The following is a 15250-nucleotide window of genomic DNA, read 5'->3' on the forward strand; positions in this document are numbered from 1 at the left end:
CGAACACCGGAAGACACCGGGCACGGGGGAGAGACATCGTGTATCCAGGCCAGCAGCCGGGGCCGTACGGCCAGCAGCAGCCGACGGGGCCCTACGGGCAGCCGCCGCAGTACCAACAGCCGTATCCGCAGCAGCCCTACGCGCCGCAGCAGCCGTATCCGCCACAGGGGTACCCGCAGCAGCCGTATCCGCCACAGGGGTACCCGCAGCAGCCGTACCCGCCGCAGCAGCCGTACCCGCCCCAGCAGCCGTACCCGCCGCAGCAGTCCCCCCAGCCGCCCGCCCAGCACGTCGGCGAGGGCCGGATGCGGCTGGACCCGAACCTGACCCCCACCCAGCGTGATCTGGTGCTGAAGATCCAGGCGAAGTCCAAGCCCATGGCCTACGGCATGGTGCTCGGCATCCCGCTCACCTTCGGCGGAGTCCACTACGGCATCACCGAAAAGCCCCTCGGGTTCGTCGCGGCGCTCGCCGGACTGGGCCTGCTGGCCTTCGGTGTCTTCTCGCTGATGCAGATGCAGGCCCTCAAGCGGCAGCTGCGGCTCATCACGGCGGACGCCTGGCGTTCCCCGGCCGCGCATCTGCCCGGCGCCCGCAAGGCCGCCACACAGGCCGCCTACCTCAACGGCCTGTTGGTCCTCCTCTCCCTCGCCGCGACCGGCTATCTGCTCTACAAGGGCGTCGGCTGGGGCGCGTACGGCAACTCCCTCGGCTTCGGCGCGCTGATGCTCGGCGCCGCTCTGCCCTTCGGGATGGCGGTGGCCGCCGCGACCACCATCCCGCAGCTGCTCCAGGTGATCCCGGCCGGCGCGAAGGTCGGCCGCAGCCTGTACTCGATCATCTTCGTGCTGGCGACGACGGTGACGGGGGAAGGGATCAAGGGGGGCTCGGTCGGGCCGGTCGTGGGCGGGGGGCTGACGTTGCTGATCTGCGGCGGTGCGATGTCTCTGCTCGGGAAGTCGGCGAAGCGGATGCGGGGCGAGACGCCCTAGCGGACCCCGAACCCGTACACCGTCTCCGAGCGGAACACCTCGCCGGGCCTGAGCACCGTGCTCGGAAACTCCTGCCGGTTCGGGGAGTCCGGGAAGTGCTGGGTCTCCAGGGCGACGGCGTCGCCCGGGGCGAACGGTTCCGTCAGGTGGTCGGCGGTGTACAGCTGCAGGCCCGGCTCGGTCGTCGCCACGGTCAGGGTGCGCCCGGAGCCCGGGTCGTGCAGCTCGGCGACCTCCTCCGGGGCGCCGGTCACCCCCTTGTCCAGCACGAAGTTGTGGTCGTAGCCCGAGCCGACCTTTCGGGAGGCACGGAAGTCGAACCGGGAGCCGGTGACGTCCTGAAGGGCGCCCGTCGGGATCAGGTCCGCGTCGACCGGGGTGAAACGGGAGGCGGCGAGCCGCAGTTCGTGCCCGCCGGCATCGCCCGAGCCGGCCAGGTTGAAGTAGCTGTGGTTGGTGAGGTTGACCACCGTCGGCGCGTCCGTGACCGCCTCGTAGGCGATCCGCAGCGCGCCGGAGGCGTCCAGCGTGTACGTGGCCGACACCTCAAGGCGGCCCGGGAAGCCCTCCTCGCCGTGCGGGCTCACCCGGCTCAGCCGCACGCCGTCCTCGACGGGCTCCCTGGCCCACACCCGCTTGTCGAAGCCGCGCGCACCGCCGTGCAGGGAGTTCGGGGCGTCGTTCGGCTCCAGGGAGTACAGCGCGCCGTGCAGCGGGAAGCGGGCGTGCGCGATCCGGTTGGCGTACCGGCCGATCAGGGCGCCGAAGTAGGGCTCCGGATGGGCGAGGTAACCGTCGAGGTCCGCGAAGCCCAGCACCACGTTCGCCGTCCGGCCCTCCCGGTCCGGCACCTGGACCGACCGCACGATCCCGCCGTACGTCAGGACCTCCACCCGTGTTCCGGCGCGCTCCAGCGTCCAGCGGTGGACCTCGGTACCGTCGGAAAGTGTGCCGAAAAGTTCGCTCATGTGGAAAACAGTAGGTGATACGTGTCCTAGGCAACCGGATTGGCCGCGGTGACGGTCCGGTACGCGATCGCCGCGAGCCGCGCCTGACCGTCCCTGCTGGGGTGGAACCAGTCCCAGTGGCTGAGCTGGTCGGTGCCGAAGCGGTAGTCGTACACCGCGTTGTTGTCGAAGCGGCAGCGGCTGTCCTTGGCGCAGACCTCCTTCAGCACCCTGTTGTACTCCACCACCCGCTGCTGCACCCGGTCCCGGCGGAGCGTGGCCGCGTTGGTCAGATCGTCCGCGTCGGACAGCATCGACGGGCAGATCCCGAGCTTCCACACCTCCTTGCCCAGCGGATTGCCCCGGCCCTCGGACCACAGCCGCTTCAGGTTCGGCACGCTCGCCACGTAGACCTGGGTCTTCGGGGACGCCGCGCGCAGGGTGTGCAGCGACTCCTCGAAGTCCGCGCGGAAGCCGGCCACCGAGGTCATCGCCCGAGCGGAGGACCGGCAGGCGTCGTTCGCGCCCACCATCACCGTCACCAACTGCGGGTCGTGCGCCGCCGCCTGTGCCATCTGCTCGGGCAGGTCCGCCACGCGGGCGCCGGTCACCGCGTAGTTCCAGCTGCGCTCCGCCGCGCCCGCGACGCCGAGCAGCCGCACCGCCAGGCTGTCCACCCCCATGTCACTGCCGGTCGCCCAGGACACCTCGGGGCAGTCCGACAGCACGGTGCACGCGTCGAAGCCGCGGGTGATGGAGTCGCCGACCGCGGCGATCGAGTCGGGGCTGCGGTTCCACACCGGCGCCGGTCTGGCGGCGCGCGCCCTGGTGCCCTGCGCCGCGGGCGAACCCCCGCCCCCGGCGTCGCACCCCGCGATGCCCAGCACGGCGGCCGCCACGAGGGCGAGAGCGGCTCGCGTACGACTGCCCGGCTTCCGCATCCCCTGGTGATCCCCTCGTCGTCGCACCCGGTGCCCCGGGTGGTCGTCTGTGCTTCCTCCCATAACAACGTGTGAGAGTTCCCGAGCCGGTGCCCTGGAACGGAGCACCCCCGTACAAGCGTCCCCCTGGGTGAATGGCGGAGGTTTCCTGACGCCGGGACCGACGGTACGTCACACTCCTTGCACCGCCGCAGGGTAGCCTCGCCATCAACGCGGCCGTCGTGCCACTGCCGCCAGCCAGTCCGCAAGATGTCCCGCTCTGCCCGGAGGTCCCGGTGACGACACGTGGAGTTCTGTACGTGCACTCCGCGCCGCGCGCGCTGTGCCCGCACGTCGAGTGGGCCGTCGCCGGGGTGCTCGGCACGCGCGTCAACCTCGACTGGATCCGGCAGCCCGCGGCCCCCGGCACCTGGCGCTCGGAGTTCTCCTGGCAGGGCGAGGCGGGCACGGCCTCCAAACTGGCCTCCGCCCTGCGCGGCTGGCACCTGCTCCGCTTCGAGGTCACCGCCGAGCCCTGCCCGACCGCCGAGGGCGAGCGCTACAGCTGCACCCCCGACCTCGGCATCTTCCACGCCGTCACCGGCATCCACGGCGACATCCTCATCCCCGAGGACCGCCTGCGCGCCGCGCTGACGCGCTCTCAGCGGGGAGAGACCGACCTGGAAGCGGAGATCGCCAAGCTCCTGGGCAAGCCGTGGGACGACGAACTGGAGCCGTTCAGGTACGCCGGCGAGGGCGCGCCGGTCCGCTGGCTGCACCAGGTGGTGTGAGTATCCGGGCCGAGAGCAGGGCAGCGCATCGGGACACGAGGAAGGGCCCCCGCCGGTCGGCGAGGGCCCTCATTCACGTTCTCAGACGGTCCTGAACGCCAGGACCACGTTGTGCCCGCCGAAGCCGAACGAGTCGTTCAGCGCGGCGATACGGCCCTCGACCGGCAGCTTGCGGGCCTCCCCGCGGACGACGTCCGCGTTGGCCTCGGCCTCGGGGTCGATGTTCTCGATGTTGATCGTCGGCGGCGCCACCCGGTTGTACAGCGCGAGCACGGTCGCGACCGACTCCACACCACCGGCGCCACCGAGCAGGTGCCCGGTCATCGACTTGGTCGCGGACACCGCCATGTGGTCGGCGTCGTCACCGAACACCTTGCGCAGCGCCTTCAGCTCGGCGATGTCACCGGCCGGCGTCGACGTGGCGTGCGCGTTGACGTGCACGATCTCGGCCGGGTCCAGGTCCGTGTTGTCCAGCAGGTTCTGCAGCGCGTGCGAGATGCCGCGGCCCTCCGGCTCCGGCTGCACGATGTCGTGGCTGTCGGCGGAGATGCCCTGTCCGACCGCCTCCGCGTACACCCGCGCGCCGCGCTTGGCCGCGTGTTCGGCGGACTCCAGGACGATCACACCGGCGCCCTCGCCGAGGACGAAGCCGTCGCGGTCGACGTCGTAGGGACGCGAGGCACCCTGCGGGTTCTCGTTGTTCTTGGACATCGCCATCATGTTGCCGAACGCGGCGATCGGCAGCGGGTGGATGGCCGCCTCCGTACCGCCGGCGACGACGACGTCGGCGCGGCCGGTGCGGATCATCTCGATGGCGTAGCCGATGGCCTCGGCACCCGACGCGCACGCGGAGACCGGCGTGTGCACGCCCGCGCGGGCGCCCACGAGCAGGCCCACGTTGGCCGAGGGGCTGTTCGGCATCAGCATGGGGACGGTGTGCGGGGAGACGCGGCGGACGCCCTTCTCCTTGAGCACGTCGTACTGGTCGAGCAGCGTGGTCACGCCGCCGATGCCGGAGGCGATGACGGCACCGAGCCGGTCCGGGTCGACGTTGCCGTCCTCACCGGCCTTGGCGGTGAAGCCCGCGTCCTTCCAGGCCTCCTGAGCCGCGATCAGCGCGAACTGCGCCGAGCGGTCCAGGCGGCGCGCCTGTGGCCGAGGGATGACCTCGGTCGGCTCCACGGCGACGGGAGCCGCGATACGGACGGCCTGCTCGGCCGCCCAGTCCTGCTCCAGGGGCTTGACACCGGACGTGCCGGCGACGAGGGCCTCCCAGAACGAAGCTGCGTCGCCACCCAGCGGTGTGGTTGCGCCGATACCGGTGACGACCACGGTGCGATTGGTCGGGCTCACGGGAATTCTTTCTCCAACGGATACGGGATTCAACGGCGCCACCGCCGGGTGGCGGGGCCTTGCAGCCTTCAGGGCCGAGCGGTGGCTCAGGCCTGGTGCTTGAGGATGTAGTCGGTCGCGTCGCCGACGGTCTTGAGGTTCTTGACGTCCTCGTCCGGGATCTTCACGTCGAAGCGCTCCTCGGCGGCGACGACGACCTCGACCATGGACAGCGAGTCGACGTCCAGGTCGTCGGTGAAGGACTTGTCCAGCTGGACGTCCTCGGTGGGGATCCCGGCGATCTCGTTCACGATCTCGGCGAGACCGGCGACGATCTCTTCCTGAGTGGCGGCCATGTCAGGCGCTCCTTCTTCGATGTTCCAGACGGTTTGTGGCAATTGCTGCCGTGCCCGATCGCGAGATCCGGCACGGAGTGCCTAGGGGAGGGTAACGACCGTGGCGGCGTAGACGAGACCCGCCCCGAATCCGATGACGAGCGCGGTGTCGCCGCTCTTCGCCTCCCCGGTCGCCAGAAGCCGCTCCATCGCGAGCGGAATCGAGGCGGCCGAGGTGTTGCCGGTGGTGCGGATGTCACGGGCGACCGTGACATGCTCCGGCAGTTTGAGGGTCTTCACCATCGAGTCGATGATCCGCACGTTGGCCTGGTGCGGGATGAAGACGTCCAGCTCTTCCGGGCTGATGCCGGCCGCGTCCAGCGCCTGCTGGGCGACCTTCGCCATCTCGAACACGGCCCAGCGGAACACCGCCTGGCCCTCCTGCGTGATGGCCGGGAACTTGATGTTGCCGTCGCTGTCGAGCGGCAGCTCGGACAGGTCGCCGACCCGGTACCGGTCCCAGGGGACGGTCTGCTTGATCGTCTCGGCCTTGTCGCCCTCGGAGCCCCACACGGTGGGGCCGATCGCGGGCTCCTGCGAGGGGCCGACCACGACCGCGCCGGCGCCGTCGCCGAACAGGAAGGCCGTGGCACGGTCCTCCAGGTCGGTCAGGTCGCTGAGCCGCTCCACGCCGATGACGAGCACGTACTCGGCGGAACCTTCCGCCACCATGCCCTTGGCGAGGGTCAGGCCGTAGCCGAAGCCCGCGCAGCCGGCCGAGATGTCGAAGGCGGCGGCCTTGTTCGTGCCCAGCTTGTCGGCGATCTCGGTGGCGACGGCCGGGGTCTGGCTGAAGTGCGAGACCGTCGAGACGACCACGGCGCCGATCTGCTCCGCGTCGATGCCGGCGTCCGCGATCGCCTTGCCGGAGGCCTCGATCGCCATCGCGGCCACGGTCTCCTCGGGACCGGCCCAGTGCCGCGTCTCGATGCCGGAGCGCGAGCGGATCCACTCGTCGGAGGAGTCGATCTTCTCGAGGATCACCTCGTTGGGCACGACCCGGGTCGGCCGGTAGCCGCCGACACCGAGGATGCGCGCATACGGGGCGCCCTTGCTGGGCTTGATCTTCGCCATGTACGGCTCCTTAGGCGCCGGCGTGCTCGGAGACGAGCGCGCGGGCCGCGTCGAGGTCGTCGGGGGTCTTCAGGGCCAGGGTCGCGACGCCGGGCAGCGCCCGCTTGGCCAGTCCGGTCAGGGTGCCGCCCGGGCACACCTCGATGAGCGCGGTGACGCCCAGCTCCTTGAAGGTCTCCATGCACAGGTCCCAGCGCACGGGGTTGGCGACCTGGCCGACCAGCCGCTGAAGCACCTCGGCGCCGGCCGCGACGGCCTGCCCGTCCTTGTTGGAGACGTAGGCGACCTTCGGGTCGGCGGGCGTCAACTCCGCGGCGGCCTTGGCCAGCGTCTCGACGGCGGGAGCCATGTGGTGCGTGTGGAAGGCGCCGGCGACCTTCAGCGGGATGACCTTGCGGACGCCCTCGGGCTTGTCCTCGGCCAGCGCGGCCAGCTGCTCCAGTGTGCCCGCGGCGACGATCTGGCCCGCGCCGTTGATGTTCGCCGGGGTCAGGCCCAGCTTCTCCAGGTGCGCGACGGAGGTCTCGGGGTCGCCGCCGAGCAGCGCCGACATGCCGGTCTCGGTGATCGCGGCGGCGTCGGCCATCGCCAGACCCCGCTCGCGGACCAGGCCGAGCGCGGCGGCGTCGTCCAGCACGCCCGCGAAGACGGCGGCGGTGATCTCACCGACGCTGTGACCGGCGACGGCGCCCGGAGCGATCTCGGAGATGTCACCGAGTGCCGCGGCGGACAGGAGACCGGCGGCGACCAGCAGCGGCTGGGCCACCGCGGTGTCACGGATGGCGTCGGCGTCGGCCTGGGTGCCGTAGTGGGCCAGGTCCAGTCCGATGGCGTCCGACCAGACGGCGACACGGTCGGCGGCGCCGGGCAGTTCGAGCCAGGGAGTCAGGAAGCCGGGCGTCTGGGCGCCCTGGCCGGGAGCGACGAGTACGAGCACTCTCACACTCTCTCTTGGGGACGGCCGGGGCCGCCCGTGAGGACAGGGACGAAGAACACGAAGGGCTTTTGTGGACCTCCGACAAAACCCTATGCCGGGAGTTCGCCGTCGACCAGACGCCCCAGGATGAGCGCGATCCGCAGCGTGAACGCGGATCGTACATCCGATGGCGACCAACCGGTGACGTCAGTCACACGTCGGAGCCGGTAGCGCACGGTGTTCGGGTGAACGAAGAGCATCCGGGCGGCGCCCTCCAGGCTGCTCGCCTGTTCCAGATAGACGCTCAGGGTTTCCAGCAGCGCCGAACCGGCCTCTTCGAGGGGTCTGTAGATCTCCTCCACCAACTGCTCGCGGGCACTCGGATCGCCCGCGATCGCGCGCTCCGGCAGCAGATCGTCCGCCAGCACCGGCCGCGGCGCGTCCTGCCAGGCGGAACACGCCTTCAGGCCCGCGGCGGCGGCCTGCGCGGACCGCGTGGCGGCCAGCAGGTCGGGTACGACGGGCCCGGCGACCACCGGCCCCGCGGCAAAGGGCCCGATCAGCGACTTGGCGACGGCGAGCGGGTTGCTGCTGCCCCCGGCGATGACGACGAGCCGGTCCCCGAGAACCCCGGTGAGCACCTGGAGCTTGGCGTGCCGGGCGGCCCGCCGGATGGCCTCGACGGTCAGCTCGCTGTCCCCGTCGGGCGCGGTCCCCAGCACCACGCACACATGTTCCGGCGAGTTCCAGCCGAGCGCGGCGGCCCGGCTGACGGCGCCTTCGTCCGCCTCCCCGCTCAGCACGGCGTTGACGACCAGCGACTCCAGCCGCGCGTCCCAGGCACCGCGTGCCTCGGCGGCCTGCGCGTACACCTGCGCGGTGGCGAAGGCGATCTCCCGGGCGTACACGAGCAGCGCCTCCCGCAGCACGCTCTCGTCACCCGGGGCCGCGACCTCGTCGATCGCGCTCTCCATGACCTCGATGGTGGTCCGCACCATCTCCACGGTCTGCCGCAGCGTGATGGCCCGGGTCAGCTCGCGCGGCGCGGTGCCGAAGACATCGGTCGAGATCGCCTGGGGGGCGTCCGGGTGCCGGAACCACTCGGTGAAGGCCGCGATGCCCGCCTGGGCGACGAGCCCGATCCAGGAACGGTTCTCCGGGGGCATGGCCCGGTACCACGGCAGGGTCTCGTCCATCCGCGCGATGGCCTGCGCGGCGAGAGACCCGGAGGACTTCTCCAGCCGCTTGAGGGTCGCGGCGTGCGAGTGGACGTCGAGTGCGTGGCGATCGGCGTGGGGTTCGCTGCTGCGGGATTCGGGTTCGGGCACGGGACAAGACTGCCTTATCCGGACGCCGGTGCGTGCCGCCGGGTCTGGCTCGGCGCCCCGGCGCGGGGTCTACCGTTGTGCGCGTGATGGACGTACGGCGCGCCGATGAGCGCTACCCAGGGGGCGAGCCGGAGGCCGGGATCGAGTCCTGGCACGCGTTTTCCTTCGGCCCCCACTACGACCCCGACAACCTCCGCTTCGGCGCGGTCATCGCCTGCAACGAGGAGCGGCTCGCGCCCGGTGCCGGCTTCGGTGAACACCCGCACAGCCACACCGAGATCGTCACCTGGGTCGTCGAGGGCGAGCTCACCCACCGCGACTCCACCGGTCACGAGACCTGCGTCCGCCCCGGGGACGTCCAGCGGCTCAGCGCGGCGGCGGGCGTCCGCCACGTGGAGCGCAACGACGGGTCGTCGCCGCTCACCTTCGTCCAGATGTGGCTGGCGCCACGGGAGCCGGGCGGGGAGCCGTCGTACGAGATCATCGCGGGCATCGCCGACTCCACGCCGTACGCCGTCCCGGAGTCCGGCGCGATGCTCCACATACGGCGCCTGGCGGCGGGGGAACGGACGGCGGTGCCGGACGGGGCGTTCGTGTACGTGCACGTGGTGCGGGGCACCGTCCGGCTGGCCGACGAGGAACTGGACGCCGGCGACTCGGCCCGGATCACGGACGCGCGGGGTCTTGAGGCGGTGGGGGTGACAGCGGCCGAGTTGCTGATGTGGGAAATGGGCGGGTAGGGGTCGTCGCCCCCCTTCGGGGCGCTCGTGGCGGCCCTCAGCCGCGCAGCTCCGCGAGCACCGCGTCCGTGAACGTCGGCCATGCCTCGATCGCCCAGGGGCCGAACGCCCTGTCGGTCAGGGCGGCGCACGCCGCACCCGCGTCCGGGTCGATCCACAGGAACGTACCGGACTGCCCGAAATGCCCGAAGGTGCGCGGGGAGGAGGAACTCCCCGTCCAGTGGGGCGACTTGGAGTTGCGGATCTCGAAGCCGAGGCCCCAGTCGTTCGGGTTCTGGTGGCCGTATCCCGGAAGCACACCCTTCGTCCCGGGGTACTGCACACTCATCGCCTCCGCGACCGTCCGCGGATCCAGCAGCCGCGGCGCCTGCACCTCCGCCGCGAACCGCAGCAGGTCGGCCACCGTGGACACGCCGTCCTTCGCGGGGGAGCCCTCCAGCGACGTCGACGTCATCCCCAGCGGCTCCAGCACCGCCTGCCGCAGATACTCGGCGAACGGAATGTCCGTCGCCTTGGCGATGTGGTCCCCGAGCTGCTCGAACCCGGCGTTGGAGTAGAGCCGGCGCTCACCGGGCGGCGCCATCGCCTTGTGCTCGTCGAAGGCCAGCCCGGAGGTGTGCGCGAGGAGGTGCCGGACGGTCGAACCGGGCGGCCCGGCCGGCTCGTCCAGCTCGATCGCGCCCTCCTCGTACGCGACCAGCGCCGCGTACGCGGCCAGCGGCTTGGTGACCGAGGCGAGCGCAAAGCGGTGCCCGACGGGACCGTGCGTCCCGAGGACGGTCCCGTCGGCTCGTACGACACCCGCCGCCGCGGTGGGGACGGGCCACTTCTCGATCGACGCCACGCTCGTCAGGCTGTTCAACGACATGCTGACGAGCCTATGCGGCTCACAGCAGCAGCCGCATCGACGGGTCCGGGTCACGCGTGAAGCCGAGCGAGGCGTACAGCGGCTCGGCCTCCTGGGAGGCGGTCAGCAGCACATGACCCACGCCACGCTCCCGGAACCAGGCGAGCAGTTCCTCCATGCACGCGCGCGCGTACCCGCGCCGCCGGGCGTCCGGGTCGGTCGCGACGCTGAAGACGTACCCGACCCGCCCGTGCGGATTGCCGGCCTTGCCGATCCGGTACTCCAGCGTCCCGGCCACCAGCGCGGCCAGCGCCCCCGGCCGGTCCGGATGGTCCACGACGAAGGCGACGAAGTCGCCGTCCGGCTCGGACAGCCGCTCCCGCAGCGTCGGCAGCGACTCGGCGTGCCACTCCGTCGGCCCACCGCCTCCCGTGCTCCGCAGGGAGTCGATCATCACCTGGCGCAGCCGCAGCAGTTCCACGGCGTCCTCGGGCAGGGCCCGGCGTGCAAGACTCATGTGCCGCACGCTAGTCAGGAGTCCGGGCCGGCGTCCCGCTGATTTCTTACCGAATCCGCTTGCTTGGAGTGCACTCCAACCCCATAGCGTGGGGGCCATGACGGTGATGCAGACCACGCCGGCGGACACCGCACGCACGGCCCCCGCAGACATCTGCTCCGCCCCGCCCAGACGCCATCCACGCCCCGACGGCCAGGACCGCTACACGATCAGCGAGGTCGTCGCGTTCACCGGCCTGACCGCGCACACCCTGCGCTGGTACGAGCGGATCGGCCTGATGCCGCACGTAGACCGCTCGCACACCGGGCAGCGGCGCTACAGCAACCGCGACCTGGACTGGCTGGACTTCGTGACCAAGCTGCGGCTGACCGGCATGCCGGTGGCCGACATGGTCCGGTACGCGGAACTGGTCCGGGAGGGCGAGAGCACCTACGGGGAACGACGGGAGCTGCTGGAGTCGACCCGCCGGGACGTCCTGAACAGGATCGCCGAGCTGCGGGACACGCTCGCCGTACTCGACCGCAAGATCAGCTTCTACGCGATGGAGGGGACCACGCGATGACCGACACCAGGATTCCGGCGGTACGGCTCGGCGAGGGCGGACCGGAGGTCGGCGTCCAGGGCCTCGGCTGCATGGGCATGAGCTTCGCGTACGGCCCCACCGACGCAGGCCAGGCACGCGCCGCCCTGGAGCGGGCGCTGGAGCTGGGCGTGACGCTGTACGACACGGCGGACGCCTACGGCGCCGGCGAGAACGAGCGGTTCCTGTCCCCGTTCTTCACGGCGCACCGGGACGAGGTGGTCATCGCCACCAAGTTCGCCCTGTCGATCCCCGAGGACGACCCGACCAGGCGGATCGTCCGCAACGACGCCCCGTACATCCGCGAGGCCGTCGAGGCCAGCCTGAAGCGGCTCGGCGTCGACGTGATCGACCTGTACTACATGCACCGCCGCGATGTGAACGTCCCCATCGAGGAGACGGTCGGCACGATGGCGGAGCTGGTCCGCGAGGGCAAGGTCAAGCACCTCGGGCTGAGCGAGGTCACCGCCGACGAGCTGCGCGCCGCGCACGCCGTGCACCCGATCGCGGCCGTGCAGTCGGAGTGGTCGCTGTTCAGCCGGGACATCGAGGCCAAGGTCGTACCGGCCGCGCGGGACCTGGGCGTCACCCTGGTGCCGTACTCGCCGCTCGGCCGAGGCTTTCTCACCGGCTCCTTCACCAACGCCGAACAGGACCTCACGGCCGACGACTTCCGCCGTCAGCAGCCCCGTTTCACCGGCGCCAACGCGACCGAAAACGCGGCCCTCCTGGAGCCGATCCGCACCATCGCCGAGGCCCATGACGCCACCCTCGGCCAGATCGCCCTGGCCTGGGTGCAGCAGCGGGCGACGATCGACGCCCTCCCGGTGGTCCCGATCCCGGGCACCCGCAAGCCGAACCGGGTGGAGGAGAACGTGGCGGCGACGGCGATCGTCCTGACGTCCGAGGAACTGTCCCAACTGGAGCCGATCGCGGCGAAGGTGGCGGGCAACCGGTACGCGGACATGGCGTTCACCTCTGCGGGCCGGGAGTAGCTCACAGCTCCGCCAGGAGTTCCGCCTTCTTCGAGGAGAACTCCTCGTCGGTGACCAACCCGGCCTGATGCAACTCCCCGAGATGCCGGATCCGTTCGGCGATGTCGGCGGGGTCACGCCGTGACGGGGCCGGTACCGCGGGTACCGGCCCACGCGTGCGTACGGCGGCGAGGACGGCCGCGGCGAACGGCAGCGACTCGTGCACCGGGCCGTATCCCAGCCCGAAGACAACGGCCGCCGGATCCTGGTCGGGCTGCACCGCGGCCGACTCGGCCGAGCGCGGGACCAGCCGCAGATGTCCCTCGAACACCTCCGGCGACCGCCACTCCACCCCGCTCAGCTCCGTGACCGGAAAGCTCCGGTCGCCGGCCTTCCACTTGGCCGAGGACGCGCCCGTCCAGGACCAGCGGAACTGCACGGCCGTGCCGTCGAAGCTCGCCCTGCCGTCGTACGCCTTGAACGACAGCGGCGCCTCGGGCGCCGTCACTTGAGGGTGGTCGGCGGGCCCGGACTCGGTCAACAGGCCCTTGAGCTCGTCTGCGTAGTACTCGGCGAGGGTCTCCCGCTCGGCCGGCAGCACCAGCCGGTAGGGATCGCAGCCCTCCTTCAGCTGCCCGGCCGCCGCCTCCATCAGCGGATCCGCGCCGGCACGCGGCAGCAGCCGCAGCACGACGGTGCCGCGCCTGCCCGGGGAGAGCGTCACGCCCTCGACCGCGGACAGCGGGATCCGCCGTTCCCCGAGTGCCTGGAACAGCTTCGGTGTCCGAATCCCCCGTTCGTAACGGATGAGCACGGAGTCGGACTCGAACTCCCAGACGGCATGAAAACCCGCCAGTACGTCACCCATGCGGCTCATCGTATGCGGCACGTGCTCCTCCGTCGCCACCCGCGCAGACCGCACTTCCTGCTGTTTCTACGCGCGTCCGGCCGTGGTAGTGGCGGGCACACCGGCCCGGCACAGGTCGTTCTCGTGTGCGCACGTCACCTCGTCGTACGCCCCGACGGCCACGTCGGCGAGGTTGCGCAGACTGTCCGTGCCCGGCTGGAAATAGCCGGCGTGACCCTGCGCGTCCCGGGCGGTCAGCACGCGCGCACCGAACGCCGAGGAGACCGGATCGGCGCCGTGCCCGAGCCCGCCGAGCTCCAGATACGGCACGTCCTGGATCCAGTCGGTGGCGTCCCGCATGGCCCACACCCGGGCCTTGGTGTCCAGGTGGGAGGCGCTGGAGACGCGCATGCCCGGGCTCGCGGCCACCGCTATGTCGGTCACCCGGCGCGGCATGGCGTGCGCGGCCACTCCGCAGACCACGGAGCCGTAGCTGTGACAGACCATCGTCACCGGCGCCCCCCCGGGCAGGCCGCCCAGCAGCGCGTTCAGCCGGACGGCGCCCTCCTCGGCACGCAGCCCGGTGGCCGCGTCCACGCCGAGCCCGTCGGGGGCGGTGTAGTCGGCCCAGGCGATCACGGCCGTACGGGTCCCGGGGCTCTGCGCGCGCTCTGCCGCGTACAGCGCCTTGCCCATGCCGACCGGGGCGGTGTACTGGCGGTTGGTCTTCTGGAAGGTGAGCAGGTCGGTGTCGACGCCGGGGACGACGACCGAGATCCGCTGCGCCGTGTCCAGGTTCCCGAACACCTCCGCGATACGGCCCGAGCCCTCGGGGTCGAAGGCCAGGATCTGCCGGCCGTCGGACAGCAGGGACTCGTAGCGGTGCATGAGGCGGCCTGCGTCCTGCTGTCCGGCCGCGCTGAGCCGGCTGTCGTGCATGCGCTTCTTCTCGACCTTGCGCTGCTGCTCCATCGCGATGTGGTTGGCGCGGTAGCGCAAGGTGGCGGGGGCGCCGTTCATGTTGCCGACCGCGAGCGGATAGCGGTGGGCGAGACGGTGCTGGTCCTCGAGGGAGAGGGAGGCGAAGAAACGGCTGAGCACGGCCGGTGCGGCGTGCGGGTCCGGCAGGTGGAGGCCGTGGATGCTGCCGTGGTCCCACTTGTCGAGCGAGGCCTGCAGTGCGGTCGACTCCCGGTGGCTGTGCAGGGCGGTCCAGCCGGTGGTCGCGAGCATCACGAACACCACGGCCAGGGCCAGCAGGGCGCGCCAGACGTTCAGTTGCGGGGAGGTGTCGAAGGAAGTCACTGGGAGGACACACTAGGAGAACGGGAGGGTCTCGGGGTAACCGAGTGACAGGTATCACGTTTCGCGAAGCGTCGAACGCGCTGTCAACGATCTTGATTTGAGCGCCAGTTCCCGATGAGTGCCGAATCCACCAGATCGAGGTGGGATGCGGTGAGTTGACGGATCGCCTCCAGGCTGAAGTCGTCGCCCGTGCACCACTGCCGTTCCGTGACCCTTATCACCCCGCCGAACACGGCCACGGCGAGCCGTGGTCGGGGGTCGGCGTCCACGTCCACGCCCTCGCGCTCGGCCAGCAGGCGCGCGATCGTCTCCTCCGTGGCCGCCGAGCGGCGCAGGTGGGCGGCGAGCAGTGCGGGCGTCGACTCGATCGTCCGGTACATGCGCAGATACAGCTCTACCGGGACGGCCGACTCGACGGTCTCCCGGATCCCGTCCCAGCCCTCCAGGACCGCCTGCCGCAGGGCCTCCAGGGGCGCCTCGTGCGGCGGACGCGCGCGTACGGCCTCGACGAAGCGCGCCTCCGTCATCTCCTGGACGGCGAAGGCCACGTCCTCCTTGCCGGCGAAGTAACGGAAGAAGGTGCGCTGCGAGACGTCGACGGCCTCGGCTATCTCGTCGACGGTCGTGTGCTCGTACCCCTGGGTCGTGAAGAACTCCAGAGCGGCCCGCAGCAGCGCCTCCCGGGTGCGCTGTTTCTTGCGTTCGCGCAGTGTTTCCATACGTGTCAGTTACTGACTGATGAAAC

Annotated in this window: 17 protein-coding genes; 5 read left to right on the plus strand and 12 right to left on the minus strand. The window is 71.1% G+C overall.

Going from position 1 to position 15250, the window contains the following annotated elements; translation table 11 throughout:
* Positions 1 to 38 precede the first annotated feature (38 nt).
* Positions 39 to 992, plus strand: coding sequence for a hypothetical protein (locus ACWGJ5_RS10535; RefSeq protein ID WP_453309346.1), 954 nt, complete (start codon positions 39 to 41; stop codon positions 990 to 992).
* Here ACWGJ5_RS10535 and ACWGJ5_RS10540 read toward each other — a convergent pair.
* Positions 989 to 1960, minus strand: coding sequence for an aldose epimerase family protein (locus ACWGJ5_RS10540; protein WP_453309347.1), 972 nt, complete (start codon positions 1958 to 1960; stop codon positions 989 to 991). The genes ACWGJ5_RS10535 and ACWGJ5_RS10540 overlap by 4 nt on opposite strands.
* 26 nt (positions 1961 to 1986) lie before the next feature.
* Entirely contained in the window at positions 1987 to 2880 is an 894-nt protein-coding gene (locus ACWGJ5_RS10545; RefSeq protein WP_453309348.1) for an SGNH/GDSL hydrolase family protein, read from the minus strand.
* A gap of 275 nt (positions 2881 to 3155) precedes the next feature.
* Here ACWGJ5_RS10545 and ACWGJ5_RS10550 point away from each other — a divergent pair, with 275 nt between their 5' ends.
* The gene (locus tag ACWGJ5_RS10550; RefSeq protein WP_030341287.1) at positions 3156 to 3650 is read left to right on the plus strand and encodes a DUF3145 domain-containing protein; all 495 of its coding nucleotides are present in this window, start codon (positions 3156 to 3158) and stop codon (positions 3648 to 3650) included.
* An 81-nt stretch (positions 3651 to 3731) separates the two neighbouring features.
* On the opposite strand, the gene fabF is transcribed toward ACWGJ5_RS10550, so the two are convergent.
* The 5 genes from fabF to ACWGJ5_RS10575 form a co-directional block, all read right to left on the minus strand.
* A complete protein-coding gene (gene fabF, locus ACWGJ5_RS10555; protein ID WP_453309349.1) occupies positions 3732 to 5003 on the minus strand; it encodes a beta-ketoacyl-ACP synthase II in 1272 nt (423 codons plus the stop codon).
* 86 nt (positions 5004 to 5089) lie between these two features.
* Complete coding sequence (locus ACWGJ5_RS10560) at positions 5090 to 5338, minus strand: acyl carrier protein (protein WP_018545314.1); 249 nt, start codon at positions 5336 to 5338, stop codon at positions 5090 to 5092.
* Positions 5339 to 5419: 81 nt separating this feature from the next.
* A complete protein-coding gene (locus ACWGJ5_RS10565; RefSeq protein WP_453309350.1) occupies positions 5420 to 6451 on the minus strand; it encodes a beta-ketoacyl-ACP synthase 3 in 1032 nt (343 codons plus the stop codon).
* A 10-nt stretch (positions 6452 to 6461) separates the two neighbouring features.
* Positions 6462 to 7388, minus strand: a complete 927-nt coding sequence (locus ACWGJ5_RS10570) for an ACP S-malonyltransferase (RefSeq protein WP_453309351.1) — start codon at positions 7386 to 7388, stop codon at positions 6462 to 6464.
* Between the two features lie 89 nt (positions 7389 to 7477).
* Positions 7478 to 8695, minus strand: a complete 1218-nt coding sequence (locus ACWGJ5_RS10575; protein WP_453309352.1) for a PucR family transcriptional regulator — start codon at positions 8693 to 8695, stop codon at positions 7478 to 7480.
* An 86-nt stretch (positions 8696 to 8781) separates the two neighbouring features.
* On the opposite strand from ACWGJ5_RS10575, the gene ACWGJ5_RS10580 reads away from it, so the two are divergent.
* The gene (locus tag ACWGJ5_RS10580; RefSeq protein ID WP_453309552.1) at positions 8782 to 9435 is read left to right on the plus strand and encodes a pirin family protein; all 654 of its coding nucleotides are present in this window, start codon (positions 8782 to 8784) and stop codon (positions 9433 to 9435) included.
* A gap of 37 nt (positions 9436 to 9472) precedes the next feature.
* On the opposite strand, the gene ACWGJ5_RS10585 is transcribed toward ACWGJ5_RS10580, so the two are convergent.
* Positions 9473 to 10303 carry a serine hydrolase domain-containing protein gene (locus ACWGJ5_RS10585; protein ID WP_453309353.1) on the minus strand — a complete coding sequence of 277 codons (831 nt, stop codon included), beginning with the start codon at positions 10301 to 10303 and terminating at the stop codon, positions 9473 to 9475.
* A gap of 19 nt (positions 10304 to 10322) precedes the next feature.
* The gene (locus ACWGJ5_RS10590; protein ID WP_453309354.1) at positions 10323 to 10799 is read right to left on the minus strand and encodes a GNAT family N-acetyltransferase; all 477 of its coding nucleotides are present in this window, start codon (positions 10797 to 10799) and stop codon (positions 10323 to 10325) included.
* A 97-nt stretch (positions 10800 to 10896) separates the two neighbouring features.
* Between ACWGJ5_RS10590 and ACWGJ5_RS10595 the strand changes: the two genes are divergently transcribed.
* Positions 10897 to 11361 carry a MerR family transcriptional regulator gene (locus ACWGJ5_RS10595; RefSeq protein ID WP_453309355.1) on the plus strand — a complete coding sequence of 155 codons (465 nt, stop codon included), beginning with the start codon at positions 10897 to 10899 and terminating at the stop codon, positions 11359 to 11361.
* Positions 11358 to 12374, plus strand: coding sequence for an aldo/keto reductase (locus ACWGJ5_RS10600; protein ID WP_453309356.1), 1017 nt, complete (start codon positions 11358 to 11360; stop codon positions 12372 to 12374). The genes ACWGJ5_RS10595 and ACWGJ5_RS10600 overlap by 4 nt, the downstream gene beginning before the upstream one ends.
* A 1-nt stretch (position 12375) precedes the next feature.
* On the opposite strand, the gene ACWGJ5_RS10605 is transcribed toward ACWGJ5_RS10600, so the two are convergent.
* From ACWGJ5_RS10605 to ACWGJ5_RS10615, 3 genes are all read right to left on the minus strand, one after another.
* Complete coding sequence (locus ACWGJ5_RS10605) at positions 12376 to 13221, minus strand: DUF4429 domain-containing protein (protein WP_453309357.1); 846 nt, start codon at positions 13219 to 13221, stop codon at positions 12376 to 12378.
* Between the two features lie 66 nt (positions 13222 to 13287).
* Complete coding sequence (locus tag ACWGJ5_RS10610) at positions 13288 to 14505, minus strand: alpha/beta hydrolase (RefSeq protein ID WP_453309358.1); 1218 nt, start codon at positions 14503 to 14505, stop codon at positions 13288 to 13290.
* Between the two features lie 83 nt (positions 14506 to 14588).
* A complete protein-coding gene (locus ACWGJ5_RS10615) occupies positions 14589 to 15224 on the minus strand; it encodes a TetR family transcriptional regulator (protein ID WP_453309359.1) in 636 nt (211 codons plus the stop codon).
* Positions 15225 to 15250 lie beyond the last annotated feature (26 nt).

The organism is Streptomyces sp. NPDC054783 (assembly GCF_053611725.1).

What these genes read in the sequence shown, in the direction of transcription:
- ACWGJ5_RS10540 (WP_453309347.1), bottom strand. Translation starts at nt 1,960, where the DNA reads ATGAGCGAACTTTTCGGCACACTTTCCGACGGTACCGAGGTCCACCGC.
- ACWGJ5_RS10545 (WP_453309348.1), bottom strand. Translation starts at nt 2,880, where the DNA reads ATGCGGAAGCCGGGCAGTCGTACGCGAGCCGCTCTCGCCCTCGTGGCG.
- ACWGJ5_RS10560 (WP_018545314.1), bottom strand. Translation starts at nt 5,338, where the DNA reads ATGGCCGCCACTCAGGAAGAGATCGTCGCCGGTCTCGCCGAGATCGTG.
- ACWGJ5_RS10565 (WP_453309350.1), bottom strand. Translation starts at nt 6,451, where the DNA reads ATGGCGAAGATCAAGCCCAGCAAGGGCGCCCCGTATGCGCGCATCCTC.
- ACWGJ5_RS10580 (WP_453309552.1), top strand. Translation starts at nt 8,782, where the DNA reads ATGGACGTACGGCGCGCCGATGAGCGCTACCCAGGGGGCGAGCCGGAG.
- ACWGJ5_RS10585 (WP_453309353.1), bottom strand. Translation starts at nt 10,303, where the DNA reads ATGTCGTTGAACAGCCTGACGAGCGTGGCGTCGATCGAGAAGTGGCCC.
- ACWGJ5_RS10590 (WP_453309354.1), bottom strand. Translation starts at nt 10,799, where the DNA reads ATGAGTCTTGCACGCCGGGCCCTGCCCGAGGACGCCGTGGAACTGCTG.
- ACWGJ5_RS10595 (WP_453309355.1), top strand. Translation starts at nt 10,897, where the DNA reads ATGACGGTGATGCAGACCACGCCGGCGGACACCGCACGCACGGCCCCC.
- ACWGJ5_RS10600 (WP_453309356.1), top strand. Translation starts at nt 11,358, where the DNA reads ATGACCGACACCAGGATTCCGGCGGTACGGCTCGGCGAGGGCGGACCG.
- ACWGJ5_RS10605 (WP_453309357.1), bottom strand. Translation starts at nt 13,221, where the DNA reads ATGGGTGACGTACTGGCGGGTTTTCATGCCGTCTGGGAGTTCGAGTCC.
- ACWGJ5_RS10615 (WP_453309359.1), bottom strand. Translation starts at nt 15,224, where the DNA reads ATGGAAACACTGCGCGAACGCAAGAAACAGCGCACCCGGGAGGCGCTG.